Source organism: Balneola sp. EhC07, from assembly GCF_001650905.1.
GTDB lineage: Bacteria > Bacteroidota > Rhodothermia > Balneolales > Balneolaceae > Balneola.
Genome location: NZ_LXYG01000008.1, coordinates 68,547 through 85,559, shown reverse-complemented (window position 1 = coordinate 85,559; position 17,013 = coordinate 68,547). Strand labels below are relative to the sequence as shown.

The 17,013-nt window shown below is 37.0% G+C and carries 15 protein-coding genes; 11 read left to right on the top strand and 4 right to left on the bottom strand.

What is annotated here, in order from left to right; genetic code table 11:
• Positions 1-68 precede the first annotated feature (68 nt).
• Positions 69-728 (top strand): LexA family protein, encoded by a 660-nt coding sequence (locus A8B79_RS03890; RefSeq protein WP_066218188.1) that lies wholly within the window; start codon positions 69-71, stop codon positions 726-728.
• 13 nt (positions 729-741) lie between these two features.
• Here A8B79_RS03890 and A8B79_RS03885 read toward each other — a convergent pair whose 3' ends face one another.
• The 3 genes from A8B79_RS03885 to A8B79_RS16115 form a co-directional block, all read right to left on the bottom strand.
• The gene (locus A8B79_RS03885) at positions 742-1,245 is read right to left on the bottom strand and encodes a hypothetical protein (protein WP_066218186.1); all 504 of its coding nucleotides are present in this window, start codon (positions 1,243-1,245) and stop codon (positions 742-744) included.
• A 108-nt stretch (positions 1,246-1,353) separates the two neighbouring features.
• Entirely contained in the window at positions 1,354-2,496 is a 1,143-nt protein-coding gene (locus A8B79_RS03880; RefSeq protein WP_153038343.1) for a helix-turn-helix domain-containing protein, read from the bottom strand.
• Between the two features lie 6 nt (positions 2,497-2,502).
• Complete coding sequence (locus tag A8B79_RS16115; protein WP_161485133.1) at positions 2,503-2,661, bottom strand: hypothetical protein; 159 nt, start codon at positions 2,659-2,661, stop codon at positions 2,503-2,505.
• Positions 2,662-2,803: 142 nt separating this feature from the next.
• Between A8B79_RS16115 and rplU the strand changes: the two genes are divergently transcribed.
• The 4 genes from rplU (at position 2,804) to A8B79_RS16350 (ending at position 6,121) form a co-directional block, all read left to right on the top strand.
• A complete protein-coding gene (rplU, locus tag A8B79_RS03875) occupies positions 2,804-3,307 on the top strand; it encodes a 50S ribosomal protein L21 (RefSeq protein WP_066218180.1) in 504 nt (167 codons plus the stop codon).
• Positions 3,308-3,332: 25 nt separating this feature from the next.
• On the top strand, positions 3,333-3,590 hold the full coding sequence (rpmA, locus tag A8B79_RS03870; RefSeq protein ID WP_066218178.1) for a 50S ribosomal protein L27: 258 nt from the start codon (positions 3,333-3,335) through the stop codon (positions 3,588-3,590).
• 66 nt (positions 3,591-3,656) lie between these two features.
• Positions 3,657-4,310 carry a fumarylacetoacetate hydrolase family protein gene (locus tag A8B79_RS03865; RefSeq protein ID WP_066218176.1) on the top strand — a complete coding sequence of 218 codons (654 nt, stop codon included), beginning with the start codon at positions 3,657-3,659 and terminating at the stop codon, positions 4,308-4,310.
• A gap of 2 nt (positions 4,311-4,312) precedes the next feature.
• Entirely contained in the window at positions 4,313-6,121 is a 1,809-nt protein-coding gene (locus A8B79_RS16350) for a M23 family metallopeptidase (protein ID WP_066218173.1), read from the top strand.
• On the opposite strand, the gene A8B79_RS03855 is transcribed toward A8B79_RS16350, so the two are convergent.
• The gene (locus tag A8B79_RS03855) at positions 6,114-6,491 is read right to left on the bottom strand and encodes a RidA family protein (RefSeq protein WP_066218170.1); all 378 of its coding nucleotides are present in this window, start codon (positions 6,489-6,491) and stop codon (positions 6,114-6,116) included. The two genes, A8B79_RS16350 and A8B79_RS03855, sit on opposite strands and share 8 nt — an antisense overlap.
• 123 nt (positions 6,492-6,614) lie before the next feature.
• On the opposite strand from A8B79_RS03855, the gene A8B79_RS03850 reads away from it, so the two are divergent.
• From A8B79_RS03850 to porV, 6 genes are all read left to right on the top strand, one after another.
• Entirely contained in the window at positions 6,615-7,934 is a 1,320-nt protein-coding gene (locus A8B79_RS03850; protein ID WP_066218167.1) for a tetratricopeptide repeat protein, read from the top strand.
• 26 nt (positions 7,935-7,960) lie between these two features.
• Positions 7,961-9,136, top strand: a complete 1,176-nt coding sequence (locus tag A8B79_RS03845; RefSeq protein WP_066218164.1) for a tetratricopeptide repeat protein — start codon at positions 7,961-7,963, stop codon at positions 9,134-9,136.
• A complete protein-coding gene (locus A8B79_RS03840; protein ID WP_066218161.1) occupies positions 9,136-10,272 on the top strand; it encodes a cystathionine gamma-synthase in 1,137 nt (378 codons plus the stop codon). The genes A8B79_RS03845 and A8B79_RS03840 overlap by 1 nt, the downstream gene beginning before the upstream one ends.
• 82 nt (positions 10,273-10,354) lie before the next feature.
• Positions 10,355-11,533, top strand: coding sequence for an acetyl-CoA C-acyltransferase (locus A8B79_RS03835; RefSeq protein WP_066218158.1), 1,179 nt, complete (start codon positions 10,355-10,357; stop codon positions 11,531-11,533).
• A 255-nt stretch (positions 11,534-11,788) separates the two neighbouring features.
• Positions 11,789-15,709, top strand: a complete 3,921-nt coding sequence (gene porU, locus A8B79_RS03830; RefSeq protein WP_066218154.1) for a type IX secretion system sortase PorU — start codon at positions 11,789-11,791, stop codon at positions 15,707-15,709.
• Positions 15,710-15,762: 53 nt separating this feature from the next.
• On the top strand, positions 15,763-16,908 hold the full coding sequence (porV, locus tag A8B79_RS03825) for a type IX secretion system outer membrane channel protein PorV (RefSeq protein ID WP_066218150.1): 1,146 nt from the start codon (positions 15,763-15,765) through the stop codon (positions 16,906-16,908).
• Positions 16,909-17,013 lie beyond the last annotated feature (105 nt).

The window sequence follows — 17,013 nt, the reverse complement described above, 5'->3', positions numbered from 1 at the left end:
TTTTTATTGACACTGATTAAAGAACTTCGTTTATTGCACATACTTTACACATTAAGTAATATCATGCTATGGATAATGCACATTTAACGAGAAAACAACAGGAATTTTTTAATTACATCGTGGAATATAAAAAAGAATACGATGTATGGCCGACCTACAGAGAAATTGCTGAGCATTTTGATTATCGATCGCCAAATAGTGTTACCCAAAACATTCAGGCTTTACTTAAAAAAGGATTTCTGATTAAGCGGAATGATGAAGAGTACGATCTTCCCAAAGAGAAGAAAAAGAATTTGCTGGAAGATTATGACGATCAGGATGGAATTCCAATTCGCGGTCTTATTGCCGCCGGTTATTTACAAGAAGCCGTTGAAGCAGATCTCGGAAAGATCACATTGTCATCCCTATTTCCGAACTTAGATCAACTATTTGCGCTCCGCGTTTCGGGGTTTAGTATGAAAGACGTTGATATTTATGATGGAGATCTGGTAGTGCTTATGGACACCGACGTTAAAAACGGTGATATCGGTGCAGTTCTCTATAACGGAGAAACCAGCTTAAAAAAGATCTATTGGGGTAGTAATGGACTGCGATTAGAAGCTGCAAATGAAAGTTATGACGATATTATCGTTGAGCCGGATGTTTTTGAAGAAGTCCGAATCATAGGTAAATATATCGGACATATTAATCGCCAAGGGTTTCAGAGAGCAACTTCAAAAGTAGCTTAAAAAATTACTTAAGCTACTTTTTTCTTCTGTAATGTCCATCAAATACCGTATTCCAGGTTTTTCCGTCGTCTGTGGACTGTTCCCAAAGTTGTCTTACATGATCATCAGTGAGATGAAAAAAAGTAAGTTTGTTTAACAGCGGGATTCCGCCCTGCCCAACTCCTTCACCGGAATACTCCAAAGCTTTTCTTTCTTTATTATAGGTACCTGAAAACTCTATCGGAATTCCATTAGCCCCAATCCATTTCTGATGCCACTTCTGATCTAAGATACTGTAATAGTTCAGGCTTTTACCTCCTAACCCTCTGGCGTTTGTCCAGTTTTCAAGCAACGCACAGTTATTCGAAGCCAGTTCTATCTTAGAACTTCCAACTACCTGATCATTGGGGTTTTTTACTTCCCATTCGCCAACCCAAAAATCAAATTGACGATGTTCCTCTGAAGAACAAGGAGCTTGTTGTGTTAAAGCTACTGATGAATAGAAACCTAAAAATAAAAGCAGAAATAATTTTCTCATTTGAATCCTCAACTAAGGTTTATGTCTACATATAATTTAGTAAACCGTAACCTGAGAAATAATTGGAAGCGAATAAATCCTATCGGATTTAAAAACTTTAAAGCGTATTTATTTAGAATCTTGAAACTTCTTTTGATACAGCGAAGGGGTTAAACCTGTATGCCTTTTAAAAGCCAGACTAAAAGTAGTTTTATTATTAAATCCTGACTCTTTTGCAATGCCATACATATTTAATTCATCAGTCTTGTTTAGAAGTAACGCTTGGGATTCCTTGATACGATATTCATTTACAAATGCAGAAAAAGTAGTTTCCAATTCATCATTAATAACCTGAGATACATGATGCTTTGATTCACCTACAGCATTTGCCAGATCTTTTAATTTTAAATTACTTTTAAGGAACAATTTATCGTTCTCCATTAGCTTGATAAGTTGTTCTTTAAGTTTTTCAGCTGTGGAATGTGTCAAACCCGAGTTTGAATATTTTCCCCTCTCAGTATGGGATTCAATATCACCTTCCAATACTTCCGGGGAGATGAATCCAAAGTATCCAATTGCATAAATGAATACACTCATTGCCACAGAAATTGCATAATCATAAGCTAAATTATAGCTGAATATATAAACCATGATGTAGTACGAGGCGAAACTAACTGTAAAACCAATAAAAGAGTATCTGAGTATGGTTAACCACCGACCTGCGCTCTCCTTTACATTGCTAAGATCCTTCTCAGATATCAGTTTGAAACCTAAAATCGTGTAAATCCCCAAATGTAACGTCATTACTATCGGCAGTACATTTGCTATATTAAGGAATACGGTTTGTACAAACTCATTGTCGAAAAGAAATATCTGCCGATTTAAAAGCATTTCGATTTTTGTACTCCCGTCTAATACATAATACGGGACTAGTATAATTAGATGGAAAACAAACGGAAGAGCATGAATCAGGCCTTTTCTATCAAGATCGCGGCTATTGATAAAAGATCTTATGTACAGATAAAAAAGTGGGCCGAAAAGAAAAGGAAAGGCAGAAGAAATTCTATTGACGTGTGGAAATTCAAACCTGAAATTAGTCCAGAAAGCAACATAATCTATCAGTGTAATCGAGAATAAGAGAACCAGAATATTCAGTAAGATCTCAGGTTGTGAATTTCTTTTGATAAAGAAAACCACGGACAAGAATATTCCTTGTGCCGAAGCCAGCATAAAAAAAATCGACCAGCTATCTAATGATATTTCCGGTACCACTAGTGTTTAAGAAGATTTTTTTACGGTCATAAATTTACCATTAGCATCTTTACGGGCCTCATGAAGTTGAGAATCTTTGATCCAAGCTCTCCCACCATCATGCTGTAATCTTTTGGTATTTTTATATTTGAAAGCCTGTTTGTGTAATGAAGGTAACTTGCTCATTGCCATAAAAGTTTTGTTTTAGAATCCGAATCAATTTAACAGTTCAAAATATAAAGAACAGTTAGTTTTTTGCTTTGTTTTATGAGAACAATCGCTTATCTTTGTAAGCTCTAAAATAATCCAAAAAAGAAATTAAATACCCATGTACGCTATAGTAGAAATCGGCGGGCATCAATACAAAGTAGCTGAGAACGATGTTCTTTTTGTTGACAAGCAAAATGTAGATTCAGATTCTGTTACTTTTGACAATGTTCTTTTACTAAAAGATGATAAAGGCGCTGTTAAAGTTGGGAAGCCTGTAGTTGATGGAGCTTCTGTAACAGCAACTATTCTTGACACCGTTAAATCTGATAAAGTTCTTGTTTTCAAGAAGAAAAGAAGAAAAGGTTATCAGAAATTGAACGGACACCGACAAGTAATGTCTCAAATTCAAATTGAGTCTATTTCTGCATCTGGAAGTACAAAAAAGACTGCTAAGAAAGCAGCTCCTAAAAAAGAAGAAACTAAAACTGAAGTAAAAGCTGAAAAAGCTACTTCAGATCTATCATCGCTAACCGTTGCTGAGCTTAAGAAAATGGCCTCTGAAAAGGGACTAACTGGATATTCCAGTATGAAGAAAGCTGAGCTTATCGAAGCGTTAAGTTAATTTTAATTCCTAATATCTAAGTACAATGGCACATAAGAAAGGTCAAGGTTCTACTAGAAACGGACGAGATTCAGAAAGTAAACGATTAGGCGTAAAGAAATTTGGTGGCGAATTTGTTCGCTCAGGAAATATCATTATGCGTCAAAGAGGAACCAAGTTTCACCCGGGCTTAAATGTTAAGCGTGGTGGAGATGATACTCTTTTTGCTGTAGCTGATGGTCACGTAAATTTCTCCATCAAATCAGGTGGCAGAAAGTTTATCAATGTTGAGCCTTTAAGCTGAACAAGCTGAGAAAAAATTTAAGCCTCGTACATATTTTGTGCGAGGCTTTTTTTATATCTTTGATTTATGAACGAGATTACAATTCCCGGAACTGAGTTAATACCAAAGTCAATCTACTGTATCGGTAGGAATTATATTGAACACGCTAAAGAGCTCAACAATCCGGTACCTTCTTCACCCTTGGTTTTTATAAAACCTCAAAGCGCTCTTTGTTTTGATGGTTCTGAAATTATAATTCCCGAACAAAGCTCTGATGTTCATCACGAAGTAGAAATTGTCGTAGCTATTTCAAAAAGAGGGAAAGACATCCCTGAAAATGATGCACACAACTTCATTGAAGGCATTGGTGTTGGCATTGATTTTACAGCCAGAGATATTCAACAGAGAGCTAAAGAATCAGGGCATCCATGGAGTGTAGCAAAGGGATTTGACACTTTTGCACCGGTAAGTCGTTTTATACATGCTACAGAATTTGAAGATCTTGGAAACATAAATCTTGATCTTTCAGTTAACGGAGTAAACAGACAATCCGGTAACTCTTCTCAGATGATCTTTTCCATAAACTATCTTATTTCTTATCTGTCTTCAATTTTTACGTTATATCCCGGAGACCTCATTTTTACAGGAACCCCTAGCGGTGTTTCCCGTGTAATTTCCGGAGATCAAATTTCAGCAACATTGGGAGAAAAATTAGTAACTCTTTCAGTTTCGGTTAAGTAGTTTTGAAATATTTATCTCTTCTTTTTTTTCTTTTTGCTTGTCCATTAAACCTGATTTCACAGGATTCCACTTATCTGTGGCCAACGAACTCAGGCAAATTTTTAAGCTCTACTTTTGGTGAAACACGATCTGCGCATTTCCATGCGGGACTAGATATAAAAACCTGGGGACGAGAAGGCTATAAAGTATTTGCATCGAAAGATGGCTTTCTAGATAAACTTCTTATTACTAATAAAGGGTACGGAAAGGCTATTTATATCAAGCACCATGATGGCAGCTATACTGTTTATGCACATCTTCAACGGTTCAACGAACAATTTCAAGGAATCGCTGATTCTATTCGGGTAAATGAACTCAATTACTCATATACGTTTGAACAATCATTTGAAGACCAAAGAATTAAAGTAAAGAAAGGAGATATTATCGGATATACAGGCTCAACCGGTATTGGGCCACCACACCTTCACTTTGAGATCAGAAATAATTTAAATCAGCCAATAAATCCCCTCTTATCAAATCTAGCCGTTAAGGATACTGTCACCCCTGTTTTCTCATCAATACTTATTGAACCGTTAACAGTAAAGAGTTCAGTATCAGGTTCCTTTTTTCCACAAGAAGTACATCCCATTAATATTATAAATGACACAACATACTTTGACACTGTTTTTGTAGATGGAGATTTCGGGCTTTCTGCAAACGTATATGATCAAGCAAATTCAGTAAATAATAAGTATGCAGTGTACGAGCTAATGCTGATACTTGAAGGCCGCACCCTTTATCATGAAAAGTTAGATCGTTTTGATTTTGCTAAAGCCTACAATATGTTTGTGAATAGAATTCCAGCAGTTAATAGTGGAAAAAGAGATTTCCAGAGACTTTTTGGACAACAAAAATTCGGGCATCCTTTCTTATTTGAAGAATCACAATTTTCAGCCACTGAGCAAGGTAGATTTGAAGTAGTTGCGAGAGATTATTACGGTAATCAAAGTGTTGCAGTAATTCCTGTTGTAAAAGAAACTCGTACTGATCTCAGATATTCCCACAAAAACTTTAACAAGCATTGGACTAATAATTGGATAATCCGGAATGACACTTTAAATCTGGATCTTAGAAAACCTGACCAATGGATAACTTGGGATTCCACTGCTTCCCAAAAGATTGTCACTCTTGAAGATCCTAATTTTACGATATCCAGATTAAGTTCAGATAAGCACTATTCATTGACTTCTCCGGATTATGAAATTAAGGTTGAGATAGATTCAAAGACATTCTTTGAGACTCTAAGCTTGCTTCAGGATGTACAGTATATAAATGATACCCTGTCCATACAAATCGGTGTACCCGAACTAGTTAACAGGAAAAACCTTTTTGTTCAGGTACAATTACCAACAATTATGCAGGGAATGGATCATTTAAACTTATATCAATTCAGAAAAGGTGAAGAGCCAAGCTTTATTGATTCCTGGGTATCCGGAACCACATTAAACGCCGAAATCCCATCATTGGGCAATTTCATTGTTTTAAATGACTCTCTCCCTCCTGTGATCAGGGAACCTGAATTAGTAACACTTGGTAATGGGATGCAAACCTATACCGTTAAAACAGATGATAATCTTTCCGGTATCGATTTCGAATCCGCTTTATTTAAAATAAATGGCATTCGGGGGATTCCTGAATATGATTATGAAAATAATTCTTTCACATTCTATCTTCCTGAGTTCTATTTAGAACCAGAGAATAAAATCTATCTGAAAGTATCAGACAAAGCAGGAAACTTTACCGATAAAAGCTTCCTGCATCATATCAAATAATGGCAATACAGCTTATCTCAACTAAAACACTTTTTGGAAGTGTTTGAACTGCCACCGTTTCTCTTGCAGGTGGATCATTTTTAAAATAGCTGCCATAAACTTCATTTACTTCTCCAAAATCGTTCATATCATCCAAAAAGATTGAACATTTTAATACTTTCGAGAAATCAGAACCGGCTTCTTCAAGAACAGCACTTAAGTTTTTCATGACTTGTTTTGCCTGATCTGCAGCATTGTCGCCAACTATTTGCATGCTTTCAGGATCCAGTGGTATTTGACCTGAACAATATAAAATCCCATTATGCTCAATAGCTTGACTATATGGACCTATTGCAGCCGGAGCTAAGGTTGTTGAAACTACTTTTTTCATAAGTATCCGTTGTTTGTTTTTTATAATTTAAATACGCCTTCTTTTTGCGGAAAGCGCTTTATATAGTTATTTTGTTAACTTATTAAACCATTTGAAATCAACCAACATCAATTTTACACTGATATGAAAAAGAATTTATTCAGACTTTTTTCTTTCGCAGTTTTGGCGATCATAATTATTAGCTGCGGCGGAGAGTCCAACCCATTGATTAAAGAGGCCAAAGATGGCATTAAAGCACAAAACTATGATGCGGCACTAGTATCATTGGAGCAAGCTTTAGTTCAAGATTCTGCAAATGCAGATGCCTACTACTACAAAGGTGTTGTATACTCTGAAATGGCTCAAAACAATCCAAATATTTCAGGCCGAAAGGATAGCTACTCAAAAATGAGAGAGAATTTGCTTACTGCTAAAAGTATGTATGAGACTCAGGGAATTCAAAGTGTAGAATCTGTTGAAACACAAATCCTGATTGACAGAAAATGGAGTGAAGAGCATAACTTAGGTGTTAAATATGCCACGGGTGATTCTACTTTAGCCCCTACTGATAATCCACTGGATACAGCTGAAGATCATCTTGAAAATGCTGTTGTTATTAACCCTGATAGCCTTCTTTCTTTCGAAGTACTTGCTGAGGTTTATAGACTAAACTCAAATACTGAAAAGGGTATTCAAATTTACGAAGACCTTATAACCATGAAAGATGAGCCTGAAGCATATGATTATGACAGATTAGGCGCTCTGTATCTTAGCTTGGAGCAATACAATAAAGCGAAGGAGATTTTAATTGACGGAGTAGATCTATTCCCCGATTCTGTTTCTTTAGTTCAGAAATTAGCTGATTCTTATATGAAACTAGGAGAAAATCAGGAATCGATTGAGGTGATAGAATCTTTGATTGAAAGAGATCCTAATAATCCTCAGTACCATTTAGTATTAGGAACTCAGGTTTATATTATGGCCAGTGAAATCACCGACGATATTTCCAGTAAGTACGATGAAATATTTAACTTGGAAAGAGAGCAACGCAACTTAAGTGGAAATGCAAAAAAAGCGAACCAGGATAAAGTTTCATCTCTTCGTGCTTCAATTGAAGATCAAAGCCAACGTGCTGACCAATTAATTGATCGTGCTGTTCAAGAATTACAGAAAGTAATAGAAGTAAAACCGGATAATTCAAATGCATATAATACTTTAGGTATTATCTACCAAAATAAAGCGGCTGCATTATTTGATAAAAGAAATGCTACTGCTGACAATGATGAAGCTGCCAAGATTGATAATCAAGCTAAAGAAAACTTAAGAGAGGCAATGAAGAATTATGAAAAGGCCACTGAAATTGAGCCTGATAACCAAAGCTATTGGAGATCTTTATTTCAGGTTTATACTTCTTTAGGGATGAATGAAAAAGCTGAAGCCGCTATGGAAAAAGCAGGAATGTAATTCCTTTTTTTAAAAATCATATTCTTATGAAAAATCTAATTATTACCCGATATGCAATTGTTTCAATTGCTATCGGGTTTTTTCTTTCTTGTAGCAGTTCAAAATTTTCGGCTGATAAGCTGATCGATGACGGAAACTACGAACAAGCCTTAGTTGAAATTTCTACTGAGATTGATAAAAATCCATCTCCTTATCTCTACTTTCAGAAAGGCAAAATACATGGCTTGATAGCTTCCGATGCTTCCGTTTCAGAAAGAGCTTACAGCTATGCAGAAATGAATAGTTCCTTTGATTCTATTTCAGTTTTTCAAACTTCTTCCGACCAAGATTGGCAAGCTGAAGCCGATAGTTTATCCAATCATTATTGGAATTTAGAGCATCAGAATGGATTAAAAGCCTACGAAGAAGATTCTCAAGAATCAGTATTAAAGGCAATCAATCATTTTAAAAACGCAGTGTCTATAGATCCAAATGCAATTGAAAGTTACAAATCGTTATCAATTGCACAATATAATAACGGAAACATTGATAACGCTTTAGAAAGTTTAAAAGCTGCTGAAATACTTCCTAATGCCACTCCTGATGTATTTGAAAGTTTAGGTTTTCTATATCTCGAAAAAGGAGATCCGGAACAGTCTATTATTTACTATAAAAAAGCGGATCAGGACCCTCTAAAAAATAAAAATATCGCTTTTGGATTGGTGAATGCATATATCAGTCAGGGAAAAACATATGAAGCTATTTCGTTTTTGGATCAACTTGTTAACGAGTTTCCCAATGACGCCAAGCTCCATAATGTTTATGGCACCCAGCTCTATGAACAAGTTTCCGACTTATTCTCAAATTTAAAGTCCGCTTACTCGGTTAACGATACTTCAACAACTGCAACGTTGAGTGTAGAAATTGAAGGAGTTTCGGAAAATGCTGAAAATGAACTCATTAAAGCATACCAAATGGCTAGCTCTAATCTTGAATTTGTAGAAAGTTTGGCTGTTTTCTATAATAATATGTCAGGAAATTATTTTTCAATATATCAGACTGCTTTCCAGGATGACAAAGTCGCTATAGAAGCCAAAGCGCTGTCTCTGACTGATTTTGCTATTACATACTATGAAAAATTACAAGAGTTAAATTCGAATAGTAATTATTCGGAAAAAATCGAAAATCTGAAAAAACTTAAAGAAAGTTGGACAAACCAATAATGCGTTTCAATACCAAAACAATTCATGCCGGACAACAGAATGAAGAAACTTCCGGAGCTGTTATGCCCCCGATTTTTCAAACTTCTACTTACGCACAATCAGCCCCAAATGTACATAAGGGTTATGATTATGCTCGAGTTGGAAACCCGACTAGAACTGCCTTAGAAAAAATGATCGCTGGTTTGGAAGGAACCGAGTCTTGTGCTTGTTTTGCAAGTGGTGTAGCTGCAATGGACGCTTTAATGAAAATGTTTCGTCCGGGAGATCATATAATTGCTTCCGATGACTTATATGGAGGCTCATACAGACTATTTACTTCGGTTTTCCAGCCTTATGGTATTGAATTTTCATTCATAGACATGACAGATCTGGATCTGGTTAAACAAACTGTCAAACCAAACACAAAGCTGTTTTGGATTGAAACTCCTACGAATCCACTTCTAAGGGTTGTAGACATTGAAAAACTATCTGCAATGGCTCATGAAAACAACGCTCTATCTGTTGTTGATAATACTTTTGCATCCCCTTATTTACAACGTCCTGCTGAACTTGGAGCAGATGCTGTACTTCATTCAGCAACCAAGTATTTGGGTGGGCATTCTGATGTTATACATGGAGCTGTTGCTACTTCAAATAAAGAGATTCTGGAAAACTTGTTGTTTCAGGTAAAATCTTCCGGTGCAGTGCCCGGACCGATGGATTGTTATTTAGTTTTAAGAGGCATTAAAACGTTGGCAGTACGTGTTGAGAGAGCTGTATCAAACGCAAAAAAAGTAGCCGATTTCTTAAACGATCATCCGGAAGTAAGTGAAGTTCATTATCCCGGATTAACTTCTCATCCACAACATGAACTTGCTAAGAAACAAATGGATGACTTTGGGGGAATGGTCTCATTTTCTCTGAAAGATGACTCTATTGAAGCTGCAACTAAGTTCATGGCCAGTACTAAGTTTTTTACGCTTGCTGAAAGTTTAGGAGGGGTTGAATCGTTGATCAGCCACCCTGCTTCTATGACACATGGTTCTATTCCAAAAGAACATCGCGAAAAAGCAGGTCTCAAGGATTCACTTATCAGATTATCTGTTGGTATTGAAGATGCTGAAGACTTAATTCAAGATTTAAAACAAGCTTTTTAAAAGAAATTTCTTTTCAATTTTTGTAACTTCTAAGTGCTGAAAAAGCGCTTACAGAATTTTTAATTTTTATAAAATATTTATCATGCGAGACGTAGTAATTGTTGAAGCAAAAAGAACTCCAATTGGATCTTTTGGAGGAAGTTTAGCCTCTTTCACAGCTCCCGAGCTAGGGAGTACTGCAATTCTGGAACTGCTTAAATCATCAGGGATTTCAGCTGATCAAGTTCAGGAAGTAGTAATGGGGAATGTACTTACTGCCGGTATTGGTCAGGCCCCTGCAAGACAAGCCGCATTAAAAGCAGGTCTTTCCCAAAAAACTCCGAGTACAACCGTAAATAAAGTTTGTGCTTCCGGAATGAAAGCTATTATGATCGCAGCTGACCAGATACGTCTAGGAGATGCTGATGTTGTTGTTGCCGGCGGTATGGAAAGCATGACGAACGTTCCTTACTACCTTCCTAAGCACCGGTATGGTTCTAAATATGGACATGTTCAGACTGAAGATGGAATTCTTAAAGACGGACTTTGGGATGTATATAACGACTTTGCGATGGGTAACGCAGCTGAAATTTGTGCTAAAGAGTGCAAGATCAGCAGAGAAGAGCAAGATGAATTTGCAATTGAATCGTATAAAAGAGCACAAGACGCTCAAGAAAAAGGTTATTTCGATAATGAATTAATCAAAGTTAAAGTTACTGACCGTAAAGGCAATGTAACTATTGTTGATAAAGATGAAGAAGTAGCCAGAGTAAATTTTGACAAGATTCCTAACCTTCGCCCTGTCTTTGATAAGGAAGGAACTGTAACGGCTGCAAATGCATCAAGTATAAATGATGGAGCTGCTGCAGTCCTTGTTATGAGTGCTGAGAAAGCAAAAGAATTAGGGATTAAACCAATTGCCAAAATATTAAGTCACGGAAGTGCTGCTAAAGCACCTGAGTGGTTCACTACTGCTCCATCTGATGCAATCCCTATCGCACTAAAAAAAGCTAACTTATCAATAGATAAGATCGATCTTTTTGAGATCAATGAAGCTTTTTCTGTAGTGTCTATTGCCAACAACCAAATTCTGGAATTAGATCCTGAAAAAGTAAACATCCACGGAGGAGCCGTAAGTATTGGCCATCCTATTGGATGCTCCGGAGCCAGAATAGTTGTTACACTTTTACATGCTCTGAAAAGAACCGGTGGAAAATACGGTTGTGCAGGTATTTGTAATGGTGGCGGTGGCGCTTCTGCCCTCGTTGTTGAAATGCTTTAATTAAAAAAGGAGTGAAAACTCCTTTTTTTGTTTGACATTATAATCCAACAAACATATTATTGTGTCAGATTTTAATTAAACCCAACAGATACCGTAATACAGCTACAACTTATTCAACCAGTAACGAATAATTATTACTATCAGGGCGACCTGCTTCCCATTAAAGTCTAAATTCTATTATTACTATTTCGAACAGCTACTATTTATTCGCCTCGTGCGTTAATTAATTTTATCAGACCTATTATATAGTAATTAATGAAGATCAAGCATCTGCTTTTTTATGGGCTGTTCGTTTTCATTTGCTCAGATTCTCTAATCGCTCAAAGAGTAAATGTGACTGTAGAAACAGACTCTTTTACAGACTATGAGTTGGTAAATGATTCGGACAGGATTTTTCCTCCTTATCAATTACTGGTCCCTGTAGTTAATGGAGAGCCTGCTTTTAAAATATTGGAGCAAAGCATTGTTGAAATTGACCGTTCGCTCTCCGAAAGTGAGATAAGCGCTGCGTTTATTTCATCAAATGAAGTTAATGTGATCGAAACAGCAGGGATCGGAATCTACAAAGGACACAAAAAGGCACAGATACTGTTTCATCGAGTTAGATACACACCCAAATCTCTACTGATCACAAAAAAACTTAAAGTAAGAGTGTATAAAAATGATGGAGACAGAGTTTTCTCTTCGAAGAAAAAAGTTCTTTCGGATTCTCCCCTGTCATCAGGAACCTGGTATAAGATCCCTGTCAGAGACAATAATATTTATAAACTCGATTTCAATTATCTCAGTGATCTTGGCATTAATGTTGGGAGTATAGATCCAAGGAATATCCAGATTTGGGGCACAAATGGTTTCCCTCTTCCCGAGCTTAGCGGTGCTTCCCGTCCTTCTTTAGCTCAAATTCCGATTATAGTTGAAGGAGAAAATGATGGCTCTTTCGATTCAAATGATCGGGTAATTTTTTATGGAAATAGTCCACATCAAGTTTTAAGAAACCAGGATAAATTTGTGCATAATCTGCACCCATATTCTGATGTTAAATATATTTTCCTAACTGTCACGAATGGTAACGGGTTAAGATTATCCCCCTCAAATAATGGTTTGAATCCTACTTCAACAGTAAATTCTTTTACAGATTTTCTATGGAAGGATGAGGAACTAACAAAACCGGAAGATAAATTTAAATCAGGTCGGTATTGGTTAGGTCAATCCATTCCATCAACTCAAAGTAATGTTCCAGTATCAATTTTCAGGGATACTCTAGTTGGAGTTTCAAGTCCTTTAAATATAAATGTTACAGCCAGATTATACGCTCGTTCTGAGGCGTTGATTACATTTGATACCGACCTGAATAATGTAGACGTAGCTCAGAATAATGTATTTAGTTTGTCCGCCACCAGTTCCTCAAGAGGATATAACGGAAGTGAAGGTCCTGCGGCTTCTCCGTATAATATCAATGAAGACATAACCATCTCTGTGAATGATGGAATTCTTGATCTAACAACTTCAGTTACTCACAGGCAACAAAATAGTATAGCCTTTGTTGATTGGGTTAGATTAACTTTTGAACGTTCTTTAACTGCTGAATCAAATCGTCTGTTATTCTATACAATTAACGATACACTACCACCGGAGCAAGTCACCTTTCGACTTAACGGATTTAGTACGTCCCCATATATATTGGATGTTACTGATCCTTCTGCCCCTTCCCTGCTTCAATATTCAACTTCCGGAAATAATATTGATGTAAACTATTTCCAAAATAGTGGTCGCACAATAATAGCTCAGTCAGTTTTCCCAACTCCCGGCCCGGGCGAAAGAATTGTAAATCAAAATCTCACAGGAATAATTAACTATCCCGATTATATAGTTGTTACTTCCGAGGACTTAAAAAACGAAGCACTTGAGCTCGCAAACTATAGAGATCAACAAGGATTAAGTCCCCTTCTTGTAACTCAATCAGAAATTTTCAACGAATTTTCAGGGGGAACCAAAGACCCAACGGCTATCAGAGATTATGTGAAATTTCTTTGGGAAAGAGCAATATCAGCCGGCGAGACAGAACCTCAATACTTGCTGCTTTTTGGAGATACCACATACGACACTAAAGATATCATCGAAAACGCACTCACGAATCATGTGCTTACATATCAAAGCCAACAATCAACGGTAAGAGCAACAGGAAGCGGAGGAGGCACCTTTGGTACTGATGATTTCTTTGGCTATCTGGATGACAATGAGGGTGATATAGGGAGCGGAAATACTGAGAATAGTTTTTTAATGGATATAGGGATTGGCAGAATAACTGCCCAAAGCTCTACCGAAGCATCAAACTTTATAGATAAGATCAAGAGATACGAAGCACAAACCAATGCAGGTGAATGGCAAAACCTATTCACTTTTGCGGCTGATGATGATTTCCCAGATCAAAATAGAAACAGAGATATACATACTATCAATGCAGATGTATCTGCTGAAATGATGGCTTTGAATGAGCCGGGTATACGCCTTAATAAGATCTATGAATTTTCATATCCGGCTGAGATTACTGGAGCCGGTCGACAAATACCTGAAGCCACTGAAGATTTTCTCAGAGCAGTAAACAATGGAACATTGGTGCTTAATTATTCCGGTCATGGAAACGAACAAACTCTTTCAGACGAAGAACTCTTCTTATCAGAATACATAACCGGTTTTACTAATACTGATAAGCTATGTGTTCTTGTAACCGCTACATGCCAGTTTGGAAGATATGATGATACTAGCGATCAGTCTGGTGCAGAACGCTTTGTAAGTGCAAATAATGGAGGTGGAATTGCTTCTTTCACAACTACCAGAGTTGTGTACACTAATTCTTCAGTCAGTTCCAATAACAATTTTGGTTTGAATCTGGCTCTTTCTCAAAGGATGTCAGAAAGAAAGCCTGATGGCACTCCTAAGAGACTGGGAGATATTATGAGAGAAACGAAAAATTCAATTGTTGGAAGTGGTACTTCCAGAGTTGGATCATCTACTAATAACAAGAAATTTGTATTACTTGGTGACCCTGCTACAATTTTCAAGTTGCCTTCACAAAAAGCAGTTGTTACTTCCATAAACGGCATTGATGTATTGAATCAAGATACTACCGTTACTCTTCGTGCTTTAGATCAGGTAACATTATCAGGAATAATACAAACAAGCAGTGGTCAAATAGACAACTCATATACCGGTGAATTGGTTTTATCCATCTTTGATGCTCGCAGAAAGGTCAGTTTACCTGAGCGTGAATGGAATTGTGTTCTTAATGGAGATTGCACATACAATGTTGAAACAGATTTACTGTTTAAAGGAAAAGTATCTGTTCAACACGGTGTCTTTGACCAAACATTTATTGTACCGAAGGACATAAGTACCTCTTCAGAAAACGGAAGAGTTGTTTTATATGCCAAAGGATCGAATCAATATGCCGGCGGAGCTTATACAGATCTTGCTTTCGAAGGCGTAAATCCTGAAGCAGTTAATGATGGTACAGGGCCATCTATGAATATATATTTGAACGACGAAAAGTTTGTCAATGGAAATTTAGTCAGCGATTCACCAAAACTAATCGTTGAGTTACAGGATAATTCAGGAATAAATACTACAGGAACAGGAGTTGGACATGAAATAATTGCTACTATCGATACAAAACCTACACAAACATTTATCCTCAATGAATTTTATGAGGGAAATTTAAATGATTTCAGTGGAGGACGTATCGAGTATCCTCTGGACCAATTACCTGAGGGTAGTTATACGCTGAAAGTTCGAGCTTGGGATGTACATAATAATCCAAATGAAAAAGAAATCTTTTTCGAGGTAGCTCCCAAAAACGAACTATCGATTCGGAATATCTACAATTATCCGAATCCGATGAATTCAAGAACACAATTTACATTCGAACATAATCAGCCGGGTAATCCGTTAGATGTATCTATTAAAATATATACGCTAAGCGGAAAACCTGTACATCATATCAAGCAAGAATCACTTATTACATCAAATTCTTATGCCAATATTTCATGGAATGGCCGTGACAGGGATAATGATCGCCTGGGCAACGGTACTTATATTTATGTGCTTCGGGTTGCAGCAGAAACCCCGGAAGGAAAACAATCAATCGAAAAAATCGAAAAGCTCGTAATCATTAGATAACGAGCATTAAAAATCATTTTAATACGTTATATTTATCAAAATTTAAGAGATATATGAACAGGACATTTTTATTACTTGCGGCTTTATTTTTAATGTTATCGCCGAAAGTTGATGCACAAGTTGGTATTACAGGCGTTCCCTTTTTGCAAATCGAAGCTGATTCCAGAGGTGCCGGGATGGGAAATACCGGAGTTGCACTTGCTGACAATGCAGCTGCTTTATTTTGGAATCCCGCCGGGCTTGCTTACCAAAGAGATAACCAAGCTAGTTTTACTCACTCAAATTGGCTTGCTAATTTTGGTGTGAGTGATCTATTCTATGACTACCTGGTTGTGAAACAATATGTAGAAGGGATTGGAACCATTGGGGGACATATCACTTTTCTTAATCTTGGAGAACAATTAAATACAACTGCCGGTGGTGAGGAAGGTGCCAGATTCAACAGTTATGAATTTGCGATTGGTTTATCCTACGGTACAGAACTAAGCAAAAACTTTGCCCTTGGTGGTGGTGCTAGACTAATATACTCCAGTTTGGCAAGTGGAATTGAAGTTGACGGCCAAAAGATCAATCCCGGATCAAGTGTTGGGGTAGATATTGCGGCTCTTTATAAATCAAATCCATTCGATTTTGGATCATCAGACGCAATTGCCAGTTTTGGAGTGAACCTAACCAATCTAGGCCCCGGAATTCAATATTCTGATAATGCTCAAAAAGATCCACTTCCAACTGTACTTCGTTTTGGACCGGCAATAAACTTTGGTTTGGATGAAGATCGCGTAAATGAATTAACTGTTGCTGTAGATATTACCAAGATCATGGCCAGACAAGAGGCATTTGAAGTTCAAAGTGGTGATTCAACTGTATTTGAGTTTCGTGCAGTAAATCCATTGAGAGCTCTTGTTGAGTCATGGAGTACCTATCGTCCTTTAGACCCGAATACCGGTACACGTACAAACGTAAGTCTGATCGAGCAGTTTATGATCGGGGCAGGATTAGAATACTGGTACAATAAACAATTTGCCATCCGCGGAGGCTACTATTATGAGTCTCCGGATAATGGTGACAGAGAATTTATTACTTTCGGAGCAGGATTGAGATACAATCAATTTGGTGTTGATTTCAGTTATATAAAAACACTTGAATCTCAAAGCCCTCTGGCAAACACATTACGCTTTAGTATCCTTCTGAACTATTAAAATACATGCCGGTTTCTAATTTTTTCCTTAAAAAGAGCGTGTTAATTGTAAGCATGCTCTTTTTGTTTTCTTTACAGGCCTCAGCCCAGAAAATAATCCCTCAAA